The sequence below is a fragment of the bacterium genome (genome assembly GCA_036382775.1).
Lineage (GTDB): Bacteria > Hydrothermota > Tepidihabitantia > SM23-42 > JAOAFX01 > DASVHD01.
In genome coordinates, this window is record DASVHD010000045.1 from 40112 (window position 1) to 56770 (window position 16659).

Sequence of the window (16659 nt, forward strand, 5' to 3'; positions counted from 1 at the left end):
CTCTCCCTTAAAAATGGAGAGGGTAGGGGTGAGGGATAACTGGTGTCCCTGTGGGAGGGAGGATAAAGGTGGGGGTGATTTGTAAATACTCGACTTTCACAAGTCTATAAATTCGAATTTTTGCACTAGTTAAGGTGGTTCTCGACGCTCTCGACTACGCTCTAGACAGGTCCGCTCGAACGGTAAACCACTGATGAACGGCTGAGATTGCTTCGCACGAAGATCACTCGCAATGACACCCCCCACCCTAACCCTCCCCCTCAAGGGGGGAGGATAAAGGTGGGGGTGAAAGGCCCATAAGATTGCTTCGTCTCCCTCGATAAACTCGGGATTCCTCGCAATGACGGAAAAAAGTCTGGATTCCCGTTTGCACGGGAATGACATAGGGCTGAGCTCTTGACAATGGAAGCGTTGATATTATAATGTAAGCAGAGGGTAAAGATGGTTAACCTGCTCATGCTTGTCATATTCGCCGGGACCACCGGTAAGATCCAGGGCGTGGTCAATGACGCGGATTCCGGCGAACCCATTCCCGAAGCGAACATTGTCATCACGGGCACGGGTATCGGCGCGGCCGCGGATGATAAAGGCTATTTCGCCATTTTAAACCTTGTGCCCGGCTCCTACGATGTGGAAGTATCCTGCATCGGATACGAAACCAAGCATATAAAAAAGGTCATGGTTCAGGTCGATAAAACTTCCAGGCTGTCGGTCAGCTTACAGCCGGCGCTGATCGAGATGCCGCCGGTGAGCGTTATTTATAAGCAAAAAGACATTGAAAAGGACTGGACCGGCACGACCTATATTATCAGAAACGAGGAGATTCGCACCCTGCCCATCGATTACACGACCGGCCTGATCCAGTTCCAGCCGTCGGTCGCCCTCATGGATACGTCATTGCACGTGCGGGGCGGCAGGCCGACCGAAGTCGCGTACCTTATCGACAATGTCTCGATCATTGATCCGCTCACCGGCGAACCGGCGATCAACCTTTCAAAGAGCGTCGTCGAGGAGATAATTTTTTTACCGGGCGGCTTTGACGCCGAGTACGGTCGTGCCATGTCCGGCGTCGTCAATGTGATCACGCAGAACCCGATCGGTAGATTAAAAGCGGAAGCATCGGGCAAGAGCGAGCGGGTCATGCCGCTATATTATGATTTCGGCTATGAGAACGCGCAGGCAATCATGCATCTACCATCATTCTTGCGATCGAAAGCGCTGATTTCACTGGACATGATGCACACGGATGACTGGCAGCCCAGGCTGGTATTATTACCGCACAAACAGCGGGATGATTACGCTTTGTATGGCAAGTGGGTAATGGCACCTTCGGGCAAACTTAGGGTGAGTTTGAGCGGAGCACAATCCCATTCCCAGTTTGATTTGTATAACGGGTATCACTGGCGTATGCATCTTGAGCGTTTCCGCTCAGATCTGAAAAAAGGGAATTTGCAGGCTTTTAATTTGAATTATCTGCCGGATTCGCGCAAACTCTTCAACCTGACCTTGAGCCGGCTGTACTCCAGATATGTTTACGGTGTCAGGTTATACAAAGATTACGGTTTGTTCGAAGATTTTGAGTTTAAGGATTACCGCGACCTGGAGTTTTTCATCGGAGCCGGCAGCATAAATAACCCCTTCGGAGTGCGTCGGGCATATGTACCTTATGACGCTGATTATTATGAGTACCGCGACCGGTCATCGCAGGTCTTTAAAGCCAATGCCAGCACAGTGCTGGATATCCACGAGTATCATGAGATCAAAGGAGGCTTGGAATATACCTGCAATATCTTCGATAATTTCACTTATTGGGTCAGCAATGATACGCTTGATCCGATCGTTGATGTATGGAATTACAAACCCGAAGAAGTTTCGGTTTATCTTCAAGATAACATTGACTATAAAGGATTGTATGCGAAGATCGGGTGCCGATATGATTATTTTTCCAGCAAGATCCCAGGTGTGAATCCAAAATCCAATATTTCACCGAGGCTGGGATTCTCTTTTTTAGTTACCGAAAAATTCTTGTTCCGGGCAAATGTCGGCAGGTATACCCAGCCGCCATTGTATGACTGCATGTATAGGTATTATTTGCAGCTGCCATATCCTGATTGGGTGTGGTATTACATGAAAATCATCGGTAATCCCAATCTGGAGCCGGAAAAAACAACAAGTTATGAAGTCGGATGTCAGGGCGCGATCCGCAAAAATATGAACATCACATGCAACGCGTTTTATAAAGACATAACCGGTTTGACCGGGACAAGAGCAATAGAAAATGAAGCTCATATCTACTGGTCTTACTTCAATGTCGAATATGGCAGCGCCAAGGGCATCGAAACAATCCTTGATTATTCCAATTCCGTGTTCACCGGCAAGATATCGTACACGTTATCCTGGGCAAAGGGCACGAGTTCCTATGCCGCTGAAGTCCATGACGATTACTGGCGCGATACGACATATATCCCTTCGGCCGACGAGTATGACCTGGACTTTGACCAGCGCCACCGGTTCCTGGCGCAGGGCACGTTCAGTCTGCCCATGGCGGTCAAACTGCACCTTTTTGGTTATGTCGGTTTTGGTTTTCCCTATGCCGAGCCAAACGCCGAAAACAAGGTTTCAAACGCCCCGCGTTCAGAACTGCAGAAACAAATCGACTGCGTCGTGACCGCGCCCATAAGGATCGGCCGGTTCACGGTGAACGCGCTGGCCGAGGTCATTAATATTTTGGATATCAGGTACCAGAAGACTCCGTACAGTTCGATCTATATGTATTCACCTCCCAGGGCCGAGGAACTTGATGATTACATGACCATGGATGCGCCCTATTATCACCCGGCCGTGGATTTTAACCATGACGGCGTGATCACTCCCCGGGAAGAATATACTGCGCATCAAGACATGTGGAGATTTTATAACCAACAAGCCTGGATTAACGTTAATTCCGCGCCGCGGCGGGCAAGGGTGGGGATAACGCTGAATTTTTGATCCATCTGGACTGGAAGACATAAGCCATTCGGCATGGATGCAGTTATGGTTATTGGTAATTGGTTAATGGTTAAATATTTAACTATATTATTTTCGATTATTTAACCATTTAACGATTTAGCCAAGAATTCTTTTTCATGCGTGGTTCTTGATTTAATATAGAGATTGTATATATTTATTCATGGAAAGGATCATCCTCTACATCACCATTCTGATCACCGCGGCTTTCATTATTATTTCAAAGATCTTCGATCCGATCTGGCTGATCGTGCTCGTACTGACGATACTCTGGTATCACCGTGAAGAAAGCAATATCCGGCCGTTTTTCATTATCAACCTTCTGCTCTTTCTCTGTTATTTCGTTTTTCATTATTTTTCCCTGCTCGTTCCTTTCATAATCGGTATGGGGCTTTCGTATATACTGGCGCCGGCCGTGAACTGGCTGGAAAGGCGGCGCGTGCCCAATGCGGTCGCGATCCTGGCGGTACTCATTCCTTTCATTGTCGTGATCCCGCTGGTCATCTTCATGGTCATATTCGGGCTGGTCGACGAGGTCCAGGTCATGATCAGCAGGATCCCAGATGTCATCCAGTACGTGCAGGACCTTCTGGGGCTTATCATCGCTAAATTATCCAACATTGGGATCAGCATAGATCCGGACCTGATCGCGAATACCGTCACTGACCAGCTGACCAATATCCTGAGCGGTTTTTTCATCACGATCGGGCAGATCGGCAAGGGCATCCGGGATCTGGTCATCATTTTGTATAATCTGGTATTGATACCGCTCTCCGGATACCTGTTCCTTGCCGACCGCAAGAGGATCGCGCTCTGGTTTAAAGAACTGTTCCCCGCGGACGAGCAGGCGCAGGTCAGTGAATTCATCGGCCGGTTGAACATATCGTTCGCCAAGTTTTTCCGGGGACAGCTCCTGCTGATGCTCGTGGTCGGCGTGATCGTCGGGTTTTGCCTGTGGATCCTGGGGATAAGATATTACCTCTTGCTGGCGATCGTGGCCGCGCTGGCAAATATCATTCCGAACGTGGGTTTTATCCTGAGTTTCCTGCCCGCGATCCTGATCGGCGCTTTGAGCCCTTCTCCTTGGGCTGCCTTGATGAAAATATGCGCGGTCTACCTGGGCGAACAGCTCCTGGAAAATTTCCTGCTGGGACCCTTGATCGTCGGCCGGGCATCGCGCCTTAACCCGGTCGTGGTTATGATCGTGCTCGTGCTGGGCGGCGCGGTCTTCGGGATCTGGGGCGTGATCATCGCCGTACCGGTCGCGATCTTCCTGCGCGAATACTTGAATTATTTTTTGGGCCTGAATCTGTAAGATTTTGTCATTCCCGCCCCTGCTTCCGCAGGAGTAAACTTGTCCCCGCATAAGCGGGAAGAAGGAATCCAGAAGATAAAAGAAAATGAAAAAGCCTGGATTCCGCATCAAGTGCGGAATGACATATAAGGATAACGAAAAAAAGAAGGTTCATCGAGAATGCCGAGCCAAAAGGAGAACAATATGAAAAACATGCCCAATCTTACTGGTATCGTAGTTACGTTTTTTTTATCGATAACCGCATCATTACATGCGCAGGTTTTTTTCCCGGTGCAGGACGCGTACGTATCTCAGTACAATCCCACAAGTAATTTCGGTGACGTCGGATGGCTCTGGGTATATAGTGATCTATGGTATGATGGCACGATCGCCCGTAGTCTCATCGAGTTTGACCTCACCAGTATCCCGCCCGGTTCTCCGGTTCAGGCGGCAATGCTCAATATCTATATGTTCAACCAGGCCGGGAGCGACATGATCGTAGAGCTGCATTCGGTGCTGCAGCCCTGGAGCGAAATGACCGTCACCTGGAATAACCAGCCGGTGCATGACACCAACATCGTCGCTCTCCTGCCTTACCAGGATTATGGCTGGTGGCATTTCCCGGTCACCGGGATCGTGCAAGACTGGATAAATAATCCCGTCATCAATAACGGCCTTAAGATGAAACATCAGGTTGAACAGTATCCTGACAGCCTGGGCTACGCCGTTTATTTTTATTCGCGCGATACGACCCTGGAACAACCGAATCTCGAAGTGATCCTGATGGATGTCGAAGAGCAAGAAGCCGCGGCTATACGGCCGCTGAAGGTTTTTCCCAACCCCGCGCGCGGGCAGTTGATCCTGGAAACGAGCACCGCCCTGGATGCGCCATTTCGGTTCGCCTGGTATGACCAGACCGGCAGAAAAATCCGGAATGCGACAAGCCAGGCGTTCAGAGCAGGAAACCACAGGTGCATATTATCAACTCATAATCTGATCCCGGGAGTATATTTTCTTAAAGTTGAAGATGATAAAGGTGCCTATTTTAAACGGGTAGTCATAGTGGAGTAATCACAAAAAGTATCGGTTACTCAAGTTCCCTCCGCCGAAGAGATCTTAAAACAAAAGGGCACCGGTATTATGCCGGTGCCCTTTATCATTGAAAGTGATGCCTGTTATTCTTTTCCTTTTGCCGCAGGTTCTGCCTTAACTTCGGTTTCGGCCTCAGCCTCGGCAGGTTTTACCGCCTCGAGGTCCAGAGCTAATTTCTGATATTCCCGGATGCCGGTACCCGCCGGAATGATCCGGCCCACGATCACGTTCTCCTTTAGTCCTTCGAGCCGGTCGAGCTTACCTTCGACCGCGGCGTCGGCCAGGACCTTTGCTGTTTCCTGGAAGCTCGAAGCCGAGAAGAACGATTCGCTGGAAAGCGCGGCCCGCGTGATACCCAGTAGTATCGGTCTATAGGTCGCCGGTTTCTTGCCGTCCACCAGCGCCTGCTGGTTGATAATGATGACGCGGCGCTTGTCGACGATCTCGCCGCCGACGAACGGCGTGTTGCCCGGGTCCTCGATCTTGACCTTTTGGAGCATCTGGCGGACGATGACCTCGATATGCTTGTCGTCGATCTTCACGTCCTGGATGCGGTACACTTCGAGGATCTCGTTGACCAGGAACCGCTGGGTTTCCATCGGCCCTTTGATTTTAAGGATATCATGCGGGTCAATAGCTCCCTCGCACAGCGGGTCGCCGGCGCGCACGTGCTCGCCGGAGTGGACTTTCAGGTACCGCGTGGTCGGGATCTTGTACGCGCGGACATCGCCGACATCGGGCGTAACCGCGATGTTCCAGATACCTTTTTCCTCGTCAATGTCGCTTACGCCGTCGATCTCAGATACGATCGCCGGGTCTTTCACGAATTTGGCTTCCAGCAGTTCTTCCACGCGCGGCAATCCACCGGTGATATCCTTGCTCTTGCCGATCTCCTTTGGTATTCTGGCGATCAGGGTGCCGCCACTGATCTCGTCGCCGTCCTTGACCAGCAGGTACGCGCCCGCCGGAATGGAAAAAGTCTTAAGGTTTTTACCCTTCTTATCCTGGAGATGGACTTTGGGATGGTGTTTGCGCAGACGGTCTTCCACGATAATAAGCTGCTTGCCGCCCGACCGCTCGTCGACCCAGTTCTCCTGGAGCGTGACCCCGGGGATGATGTCCGCGAACTTGATGACGCCAACGGCCGGTGACACGATCGGGATCGAGTACGGGTCCCACTCGAACAGGATGGCGCCGACATCCACCTTGGTTCTGGGCTTAATGTAGATCACGGCGCCGATCGGTATATTGTAATTGTAACCCATCTTGCGACCTTCGCTTTTGATGACAAGGCGGGCTTTGTCGTTAAGACTGACGATCAGTCCGTCCGGCCGTTCCGCACCCGAGAGGTTCTCAAAACTCACCTCGCCTGAGTACTCCGCGAATTTTGACGTGCTCTCCGCGATACGCAGAGCCGCGCCGCCGCCGTGGAAGGTCCTCAACGTGAGCTGAGTGCCGGGTTCGCCGATCGACTGCGCGGCAATGATGCCCACGGCTTCGCCGATCTCGACCATCTTGCCTGTCGCCAGGTTCCGGCCGTAGCATTTCGCGCACAGACCGACTGGTGCTTCGCAGGTCAGGATCGAGCGGACTTTCACCCGTTCAATCCCGGCCTTTTCGATCTTCATGGCCGTGTCGTCCGATATCTCCTGTCCCGCTTTCACCAGGACTTCCTCGGTGACCGGATCGATGATGTCGACCAGGGCAACGCGGCCGGTGATGCGTTCGCTCAGGGGTTCCACGATCTTTTCACCTTCCTTAAGCGCGCCGATCTCCTGGCCCATGATCGTACCGCAGTCGTCGTGCGTGATCGTGACGTTCTGGGCGACATCGACTAGGCGCCGCGTCAGGTACCCGGCGTCAGCGGTTTTCAATGCCGTGTCCGCAAGACCTTTGCGCGCACCGTGGGTCGATATAAAGTACTCCAGCACGGTCAGACCATCCTTGCATGATGATTTGATCGGTGTTTCGATGATCTGCACCGCAGTGACCTTGCGCTGGGGTTTGGACATGAGACCCCGGAGGCCGCAGATCTGGCATGCCTGGTTTCGGGAACCGCGGGCACCCGATTCAACCATCATGAACAGGGGATTGAATCCATTCTGGTCTTTGCTGAGTTCGCTGATAAGCTCTTCCTCGATCTCCATGCCGACCTTGGTCCAGGTGTCGATGACCTTGTTGTACCGCTCGCTCTCGGATATCAGACCGCTCTTGTGCGCGCGGTTGATATCGGTGATCTCTTTGGTGCCCCGCGCCCAGATCTTATCCTTGTTCCGGGGGCTGATCATATCGTCGATGCCGATCGTCAAGCCTGACCTCGTCGCGTATTCAAAACCGAACTTCTTGAGGTTGTCGAGCAGTTCCACCGTCTTTTCCGTGCCGAACCGGTGCAGGCTGTCGTCGACGATCCCGGCCAGGGCTTTCTTGTTGATGGTGATATTCTTGAACCGCATTTCCGGCGGTATCAGGTCGTTGAAAATGACTCTGCCGGCTGTGGTGTCGATGATCTTCTTGTTGTAAAGGTACTTGATCGGCTGGTGCAGCGTGATGGCTTCGTTGAACAGGGCGTGGTTTATCTCATCGATCGAAGAGAGTATTTTGGGCTTGCCGGTTCCGGCTCTTTCCTTGGTAAGAAAGTGCAAACCAATGACCATATCCTGGGTCGGGGTCATGACCGCTCGGCCGTCAGCCGGTTTGCGGATATTGTGGATGGACAGCAGGAGCAGATAGCATTCCATTATCGCTTCGGGCGACAGGGGAACATGAACGCTCATCGTATCGCCGTCAAAGTCGGCATTGTAAGGAACGCAGACCATCGGATGAATGGCGATCGCCCGGCCTTCCTTGAGCACGGGGAGGAATGCCTGGATCGAGATCCGGTGCAGGGTCGGCGCGCGGTTGAGCATGACCGGATGGTCCCTGATCACATCTTCGAGGATCTCGTAGACCTCGGTCGAACGCGCCCGGACTAGACGGCGGGCGTTCCGCTCGGAATCGACCACGCCGCGCTCCTCGAGTTTCCGCGCGATCATGGGCTTGAAAAGTTCGAGTGCCATTTCCTTGGGGATGCCACACTGGTAGAGCTTAAGCGATGGGTCGACGACAATGACCGACCGGCCTGAATAATCAACGCGCTTGCCCAGCAGGTTCCTGCGGAACCGTCCTTGTTTTCCCTTGAGGGCGTCGGCCAGTGATTTCAGAGGACGGTTGCCCCGGCCCTTGATCGGCCGCGAGCGCCGCGAATTGTCCAGGAGCGCGTCGATCGCGTCCTGGAGCATACGCTTTTCATTGCGGACAATGACTTCCGGCGTTTTGATCCCTGAGATCAGGGATTTTACCCGGTTGTTCCTCGTGATAACCCGTTTGTAAAGGTCGTTCAGGTCCGACGTCGCGTACCGGCCACCCTCGAGCGCCACCAAAGGCCTCAGGTCAGGCGGTATAACGGGGATCTTGGTCAGGACCATCCATTCCGGCCGGTTGCCGGAAAGACGCAGGGCTTCCACGAGCTTTAGCTTGTTCAGCAGCTTCGTGCGCCGCGCCGGCAGAGTTTCTTTTTCCAGTCGGATCCGCAGGTCGCTCGACAGGTTTTCCAGGTCGATCTCCTTGAGTAATTCATACACCGGGCTTCCGCCCATGTCGGCCTTGAACCCTTCGTATTTGGCTTCCCGGGCCGCCTGGAATTCCTCTTCGTTCAATATCTCACCCTTGGAGTGCGGGGAATTGCCTGGTTCCAGTACGACATAAGCTTCGTAATTGAGGATGGTTTCCAGCTGGTTGATGGAAAGGTCGAGCAGGAGTCCGATCTTGCTGGGCGGGATTTTGTAAAAGAAGATATGGGCGACGGGAACGGCAAGGTCAATATGCCCCATCCGGTCGCGCCGCACCGAGGCCGCAGAGACCTCGACCCCGCACCGGTCGCAGATCGTGCCCCGGTATTTTGCTTTCTTGTACTTGCCGCAGGCACATTCAAAATCCTTTACCGGTCCGAAGATCCTTTCGCAGAAAAGGCCATCTTTTTCGGGCCGCTGCGTGCGGTAATTGATCGTGTCGGCGCGCGTCACTTCTCCTTTTGACCAGGAAAGGATCGTTTCAGGGGAAGCCAGGCTGAGCCTGATTCCGTTGTAACCCATCTGATCGGGTTCGTCATGCGAGCTACTTCTCATCGGATTCCTCCCCTCTTTCAAATATCACGTTAAAGCAAAGTCCCTGGAGTTCTTTCAGGAGCACGTTGAACGAAGCCGGAGCACGGGGCCGTGGCGGGTTCTTGCCCCGGATCAGGGCTTCGTACATGGCCGCGCGGCCTTCGACGTCATCGGATTTGACGGTCAGCATTTCCTGCAGTGTATATGCAGCGCCGTAGGCTTCAAGGGCCCAGACTTCCATCTCTCCCAGACGCTGGCCGCCAAACTGCGCTTTTCCGCCCAGCGGCTGCTGCGTGATGAGCGAGTAAGGTCCGCTTGAGCGGGCGTGCATTTTTTCGTCGACCATGTGGATGAGCTTGAGCATGTACATCTGACCCACAGTGACCTTGGATCCAAAGGGCAGGCCGGTCTTACCGTCCCGCAGCATGACCTGGCCGTCTTCCGGTAGGTTCGCTTCCTTTAATTTATTCTTTATCTCACCAACGGTCGCGCCGTTGAACACCGGTGTGACCGCGTAAAATTTCAGCTTGTCGGCCGCCCAGCCAAGATGGGTTTCCAGGATCTGTCCCACGTTCATACGCGATGGCACTCCCAGCGGGTTCAAGACGATATCGATCGGCGTGCCGTCGGCTAGGAACGGCATGTCCTCCTCGGGCATGATCTTGGCCACGACGCCCTTGTTACCGTGCCGGCCGGCCATTTTGTCGCCGACCGCGATCTTTCTTTTCTGGGCGATGAATATCTTGACGACCATGAGCATGCCGTACGGGAGTTCGTCGCCGCGCGTAAGCTTGTCGTCCTCGGTCTTTTCATCCGCGAAGATCCTCAGGAGGTTCTCCTCGCCTTCCAGCACGATCTTCTCCACTTTTTCGTTGATCTTGGCGTTATCCGTGAACTTCTCGTCCGCTACGACTTTGGTCGCATTAAGGGTGCCGAAAAATTCTTCATTAAACGTGCTGCCCTTTCTCAAAAGTACCCTGCCTTTGTCGTCCCGGATCGTGGATGCGGCGGTCTCGCCGTCGATAGTGCTCTTCAGCAGATCGTTGCGCAGGGTTAGCGCTTCATCCTTGAGCAGCTTGAATTCGTCCTTGAACTTTTTCGTGCGTTCTTTGATCACAAACTCGGCCAGCGGATCAGTGGTCCGCCGGGTGAGGACCTTGACATCGATGACCACGCCTTCGACGCCAGCCTCGACCCGCAGCGATGTGTCCCTGACATTGGTGGCTTTCTCCACGAAGATCGCCCGCATGAGCCGTTCTTCGGGGGTCAGCTCGGTCTCGCCTTTGGGCGTGATCTTGCCGACTAAGATGTCGTCGGGACCGACTTCCGCACCGATCCTGACGATCCCAAACTCGTCGAGGTCCTTGATGAGGAAGTCAGGCACACCGGGGATATCCCTGGTGATCTCTTCGGGGCCCAATTTCGTCTCCCGAACCTCGCAGTCTGATTCCAGGACATGCACCGATGTAAAAGCATCGTTCTTGACCATCCGTTCGCTGACCACGATCGCATCTTCAAAATTGAATCCCAAAAACGGCATGAACGCGACGAGGATGTTCTTGCCCAGCGCCAGAACGCCTTCCTTGGTGGCGTATCCATCGGTCAGGACGTCGCCTTTCTTGGTTTTCTGCCCGGGCTGGACCAGCGGTTTCTGGTGGATGCACGTGTTCTGGTTGGATCGCAGGAATTTGGCGAGTTGATATCTCTTTTTTATGCCCTTGCTGTTCTCGATGATGATTTTGTTCGCGTCAACGTATTCGACCTTGCCTTCCTCGTCGGCCAGCAGCAGGTTGCCGGAATTACGGGCGACCCGTTCTTCCATGCCGGTCCCGACCAGCGGAATATCCGGATTGATCAACGGGACCGCCTGGCGCTGCATGTTGGATCCCATCAGCGCCCGGTCGGCATCGTCGTTCTCAAGGAAGGGGATAAGCGCGGCCGTGGGACTGAAAACCTGTTCCGGCGAAACGTCCATTAGATCGACGTCCTTGGGCGAAGCCATGGGAAAATCGCCTTTTTGACGGCACAGGACCTGGTCCGTGACTATTTTTTGCGCTTTATCCAGGGGCGTGTTCGCCTGGGCGATGGTATGGAGGTCTTCTTCGTCAGGCCGCAGAAAAACCACCTTGTCCTTGACATTGCCATTCTCCACGATCCAGTACGGCGCGACAATGAATCCGTATTTATCTATCTTGGCAAAACTCGCAAGGCTGGAAATGAGACCGATATTCGGTCCTTCCGGCGTTTCAATGGGACAGATCCGCGAATAGTGGGAATAATGGACGTCCCGAACTTCGAATCCAGCGGTTTGCCGGGTCAGGCCGCCCAGACCAAGAGACGAGATCCTTCGTTTGTGCGTCATCTCGGATATCGGGTTGGTCTGTTCCATGAACTGCGACAGCTGGGAAGTTGTGAAGAACTTATTAATGATGTTGGAAACCAGGTGCGGATTGAGCAGGTCTTGAGGCGAGAGCGCCGATTCTTCCATCAGGGAAGCGCGCTCCTTGATATTTTGGATCAGCTGGGTGATCGCCAATTTAAACTGCGTTTCCAGCAGTTCACCGACCCGGCGTACCCGCCGGTTGCCAAGGTGATCAATATCGTCGGATGGGAGATCGCCGCTGACAAATTTAAAAAGTTTACGGAGGATCTGGATAAGGTCATCGACCTCGAACTTCGTGTCATGGGCGTGCTTGGTCGTGCCCAGGCAGGCGTTCAGTTTGAACCGGCCGACCTCGCCGAGGTCAAAGTGATTTTTGTCAAAGAGCAGGTTGTTGATATATGTCGTCGCGATCTCCAGGGTCGGCGGTGGCATCGAGCGGAGTAAAGTGTAGATCTTCCTCGAAGCCTCTTCCTTGCTGGTCGTCTTGTCTTTTTTAAAGGTGTTGGTCAATATGGTCACGCCGATATCATGGGAATCAATGATCTTGACCTTCTTGATCCCCTTGTGGGACAGGAATTCATAGTTCGAATCATCGATGAGCTCGCCGCAAGCCAGGCTATTCTCACCGTCCTCGACCGTTTCGGCAAGGAAAAAATTCTTGGCATCTTTGAGGTCAACTTCCTTTATGGGGAAGAACAGCTTAATGATATCCTCGTTCTTTTCATAACCCAGGCTTTTCAGGAAGGTCGTGCCGAGGAGCCGGCGACGGCGGTCCAGGATCGCATAAAAGATGTTCAGGTGGTCGACGATATATTCGATCCACTGCCCATGATAAGGGATGATCATGGTCGAGTACTCGGCGCTCTCCTCGCTGAAATAGACCCCGGGCGAGCGGTGGATCTGGTTGACGACGACTCGTTCTACGCCATTGATGATGAAAGTCCCGCGGTGAGTCATGAGCGGCAGGTCGCAGAGGTAGATCTCCTCTTCGACCACGGGCCTGAGCTCGCCACTTTCTTCTTTGCTAACCAGGCGGAAACTGACCTTTAGGGGCGCTGCGAATGTAACGCCTTTTTCGATCGCTTCCTGGACCGAGTATTTTGCAGCGCTCAACCGGTGCGAAACATAAACCAGCCGGTATTTATTATGAATATCGGATACCGGGAACTGTTCGTCAAAAATGCGCTTGACCGAATAACGCATGAACTGATCATACGACTCGGTCTGGATCTCAAGTAGATGCGGCATTTCAAAGGACGTTTTGCGCTTTGAGAAATCAATGATATTTCTCATAAACCTCCTAAAGCAGTGCGGATAATGATCCGCAGTACCGTATCACTTTTGGTTCGCAGGGTGCGTTTCCTGCGAAATCGAGCCTTTAAGCGATGATGATCCTGCGGTTCCTGCGAGTGCAGCGATGCTGCAATTCATTATGTCGTAAAATTACTTCAGTTCAACCGTCGCGCCGACTTCTTCCAACTTGCTTTTCATGTTCTGCGCTTCTTCTTTTGTCGCTCCTTCTTTCAAAGCCTTAGGCAGATTATCCACGATGTCCTTGGCTTCCTTCAATCCGAGACCGGTAAGCTCCCGAACCACTTTGAGGACCTGGATCTTCTTGTCGCCGCAGGCGGTCATTACGACCGAGAAATCCGTCTTTTCCTCGGCTGCAGGCTGCGCTGCACCAGCCTGGCCCTGGGCGGCGACGACCTGGACCGGAGCGGCTGCGGACACGCCGAATTTTTCCTGCAGAGTTTTTACTAATTCCGAGAGTTCCAGAACTGATAAAGCGCTGATGTCTTCGACTAATTCTTCAACAGATCGCTTTGTTTTGGTTGTCATTTTGCCTCCTTACCTTTCATGTTAGTGCTTACTGCATCAAGCGTGTAGATGAGATTCCTGATAGTCCCCTGCAGGACGCCCACCAGATTCCCCGCGATGTTCATGGATCCGAGAAGCTGAGCGATCAATACTAGCCTGGAGGGGATCCGGGACAGCTGGGTCACCGCCTGGGTATCATAAAACGAACCTTCGATATACCCGCCTTTGATCTTTAGATTAGATGTTTCCTTAAGAATTTTTGCCAGCACCACCGGGTCATCGTAAGCGATCGCGATCCCGGTTGATCCCACGAAAACGGACTTGAGGGTCGTTTCTTCAAGACCAAGATCCCGGAACGCGATACTGCCCAGGGTGTTTTTTATGACCAGATATTCACCCTTGTGTTTTTTTAATTCGCGGCGCAGTCCTTCCAGGGTATGCACGGTCAGTCCGGTGAAATCAGTGAAGTAGAATCCTTTTCCTTCTTTGATGATATCCCGGCTCTTCTGTAGTATTTCGTTGTTCTTGGCTGACGGCATTACGCGCCTCCTTTGTTCTTCAGAAGTTCTTTTTCGTCTACCCTGACGGCCGGTCCGATCGTGGATGACAGCGTGACGGACCTGACGAACTGCCCCTTTACGCTGGCCGGCTTGACCGCCAGCAGGTCTTCGATAAAGGTCGAGACATTCTCGCACAGTTTTTCGGCGTCGAACGATATTCTGCCGACCGAACTGTGGATGCATCCGCCCTTATCGGTCTTGAATTCGATCTTTCCTTTTTTCAAGGCCTTGACCTGGCTGCCGACATCAAAGGTTACCGTACCCGATTTAGGGGAAGGCATAAGTCCCTTGGGGCCCAGGATCTTTCCCAGCTTACCGACCTCTGACATGGAATCCGGCGTGGCGATCATGATGTCGAAATCGAACCACCCGCCCTTTATTTTTTCGATGAATTCCTCGAACCCCACGAAATCGGCACCCGCGTCCTTCGCTTCTTTTTCTTTTTCACCCTTGGTCAGGACCAGGATCTTTTTCTGGCGTCCCGTGCCGTGCGGCATATTGGAGATACCGCGCACCTGCTGGTCTTGTTTCTTGATGTCAATGTTCAACTTGATCGAGATATCGACCGACTCGTCGTATTTCGCGTTAGCGATGGATTTGACTTTTTCGATCGCTTCCTTCAGGGGATATGGTTTGGCTTCGACCTTGGTCTTCTGTTCGCGGAATCGCTTAGAATGTTTTTGTTTCATCCTTCCTCCACCGTAATGCCCATGCTGCGCGCCGTTCCGGCGATTATCTTGATGGCCTGTTCCAATGACTGCGCGTTAAGATCTTTCATCTTCCGCTGGGCGATATCCTCGACCTGTTTCTTGGTCACTTTGCCGACCTTCTCCCGGTTAGGTATCGCCGAACCTTTGGCAATGCCCGCCGCCTGCTTAAGAAGAACTGCGGCCGGGGGGCTCTTAAGGATAAAGGTGAAGGTTCGGTCATTATAGATCGTCACGACCGCGGGGATGATCAGTCCCGCGAGGTTCTTGGTATCGGCATTGAAGGCCTTGCAGAATTCCATTATATTCACGCCGTGCTGGCCCAGAGCAGGACCGACCGGAGGCGCAGGCGTGGCGCTGCCGGCGGCGAGCTGCAATTTAACGATAGCGATAACTTTTTTAGCCATGCCTAAACTCCTTTAGCTGCCCAAATGGTAACTGGTTAAAAGGTTAAATGGTAAAATCTGTGTTTCATTTAACCAATTGTTATTTAACAATTTAACCATATTTTAGAAGCTCTTCAGCTGGTGGAAACCCAACTCGATGGGCGTTGGTCTTCCGAATATAACCACGACGACCTTAACCTTTTCCCGTTCAGGGTATACGGCTTCGATCGTTCCGATAAAATCGGTGAAAGGACCGTCAATGACCGTGACCCGCTCGCCTTTGGCAAACGGGATCTTGGTGATGACCTTTGTTTTGGCTTCTTCCACCTGGGTCAAGAGCGCATCCTTTTCTTCTTCGCTCAACGGTATCGGTTTATTCTTCAGGCCGAGGAAATGCGTGACACCCGGGATCGAGTTGACGATCTGAAGCGTTTCATCGGATGGATCCATTTCGATGATGATGTAGCCGGGGTAGAGCCTCCGTTCCTCAACGATCTTTTTCCCTTTTTTGACCCGCACCAGGTTTTCGATGGGGATGATGATCTTGCCAAAACGCTCGGCCATGTTCTTTTCGTTGATCACGCGTTGTAAGATCCGCTTGACTTTCTGCTCGTGCCCGGTCAGGGTATGAACGACGAAGCACTCCATGGGTTATTTCACCACCAAGCTAAGAGCGGAAGAAAAAATCGTATCCAGGATAAAAATTATGATGGCCATCAACGCCGATATTATGATCACCACGATCGTGGAGTTCATAAGTTCGCTGCGCGTCGGCCACGCCACTTTCTTCATTTCATTCCAGATCTCTTTCAAGTAATTGATCAATCTATTTATCACGATTATCTCGATTTGTTGGCAGGCCTGGAGGGATTTGAACCCCCAACCCTCCGGTTTGGAGCCGGATGCTCTGCCGTTAGAGCTACAGGCCTACATTTTTCTTTTATTTCACCTCTTTATGCTGAGTGTGCTTCCGGCAGAACCGACAGTACTTTTTGACTTCCAGACGGGCTTGTTTCTTTTTGTCCTTGGTCGTCGTATAATTCCGGTTCTTGCAACTCTGGCAGGCAAGTGTGATTATGATCCTCATGTTTTATTTAGCCCTTTCAACCATTTTCTATTTAACCATTTAACCATTTATTCTATTATTTTAGTGACGACGCCGGCGCCCACGGTCTTGCCGCCCTCGCGGATGGCGAACCGCAAACCTTCCTCGATCGCCACCGGCGTGATCAGCTCAACCTCAAAATTGGCATTGTCGCCCGGCATCACCA

At 52.5% G+C, this 16659-nt stretch carries 12 protein-coding genes and 1 tRNA gene; 3 read left to right on the plus strand and 10 right to left on the minus strand.

The window, feature by feature from the left end; genetic code table 11:
• Positions 1–441 precede the first annotated feature (441 nt).
• The 3 genes from VF399_11330 to VF399_11340 all read left to right on the plus strand — a co-directional run bounded on the left by VF399_11330 (position 442) and on the right by VF399_11340 (position 5371).
• Complete coding sequence (locus VF399_11330; protein ID HEX7320930.1) at positions 442–2988, plus strand: TonB-dependent receptor; 2547 nt, start codon at positions 442–444, stop codon at positions 2986–2988.
• 181 nt (positions 2989–3169) lie between these two features.
• Positions 3170–4321, plus strand: a complete 1152-nt coding sequence (locus tag VF399_11335) for an AI-2E family transporter (GenBank protein ID HEX7320931.1) — start codon at positions 3170–3172, stop codon at positions 4319–4321.
• A 159-nt stretch (positions 4322–4480) separates the two neighbouring features.
• Positions 4481–5371: a DNRLRE domain-containing protein gene (locus tag VF399_11340; protein ID HEX7320932.1), complete on the plus strand. Its 891-nt coding sequence runs from the start codon at positions 4481–4483 to the stop codon at positions 5369–5371.
• Between the two features lie 104 nt (positions 5372–5475).
• Here the strand turns inward: VF399_11340 and rpoC are convergent, their stop codons facing one another.
• The 10 genes from rpoC to tuf form a co-directional block, all read right to left on the minus strand.
• A complete protein-coding gene (rpoC, locus tag VF399_11345; protein ID HEX7320933.1) occupies positions 5476–9555 on the minus strand; it encodes a DNA-directed RNA polymerase subunit beta' in 4080 nt (1359 codons plus the stop codon).
• Positions 9545–13210 carry a DNA-directed RNA polymerase subunit beta gene (rpoB, locus tag VF399_11350; GenBank protein ID HEX7320934.1) on the minus strand — a complete coding sequence of 1222 codons (3666 nt, stop codon included), beginning with the start codon at positions 13208–13210 and terminating at the stop codon, positions 9545–9547. The genes rpoC and rpoB overlap by 11 nt, the downstream gene beginning before the upstream one ends.
• Positions 13211–13360: 150 nt before the next feature.
• A complete protein-coding gene (gene rplL / locus VF399_11355) occupies positions 13361–13756 on the minus strand; it encodes a 50S ribosomal protein L7/L12 (GenBank protein ID HEX7320935.1) in 396 nt (131 codons plus the stop codon).
• A complete protein-coding gene (rplJ, locus tag VF399_11360) occupies positions 13753–14274 on the minus strand; it encodes a 50S ribosomal protein L10 (protein ID HEX7320936.1) in 522 nt (173 codons plus the stop codon). The genes rplL and rplJ overlap by 4 nt, the downstream gene beginning before the upstream one ends.
• Positions 14274–14984 carry a 50S ribosomal protein L1 gene (rplA, locus tag VF399_11365; protein ID HEX7320937.1) on the minus strand — a complete coding sequence of 237 codons (711 nt, stop codon included), beginning with the start codon at positions 14982–14984 and terminating at the stop codon, positions 14274–14276. The genes rplJ and rplA overlap by 1 nt, the downstream gene beginning before the upstream one ends.
• Positions 14981–15409 (minus strand): 50S ribosomal protein L11, encoded by a 429-nt coding sequence (gene rplK, locus VF399_11370; GenBank protein ID HEX7320938.1) that lies wholly within the window; start codon positions 15407–15409, stop codon positions 14981–14983. Before rplK ends, rplA begins: the two co-directional genes overlap by 4 nt.
• Before the next feature lie 102 nt (positions 15410–15511).
• Entirely contained in the window at positions 15512–16036 is a 525-nt protein-coding gene (gene nusG / locus VF399_11375) for a transcription termination/antitermination protein NusG (GenBank protein ID HEX7320939.1), read from the minus strand.
• A 205-nt stretch (positions 16037–16241) separates the two neighbouring features.
• Positions 16242–16317 (minus strand) — tRNA-Trp (locus VF399_11380).
• An 11-nt stretch (positions 16318–16328) separates the two neighbouring features.
• Positions 16329–16475: a 50S ribosomal protein L33 gene (rpmG, locus tag VF399_11385; protein ID HEX7320940.1), complete on the minus strand. Its 147-nt coding sequence runs from the start codon at positions 16473–16475 to the stop codon at positions 16329–16331.
• A 47-nt stretch (positions 16476–16522) separates the two neighbouring features.
• Positions 16523–16659 (minus strand): elongation factor Tu (gene tuf / locus VF399_11390; GenBank protein ID HEX7320941.1); only part of this gene is annotated, 137 nt, incomplete at its 5' end.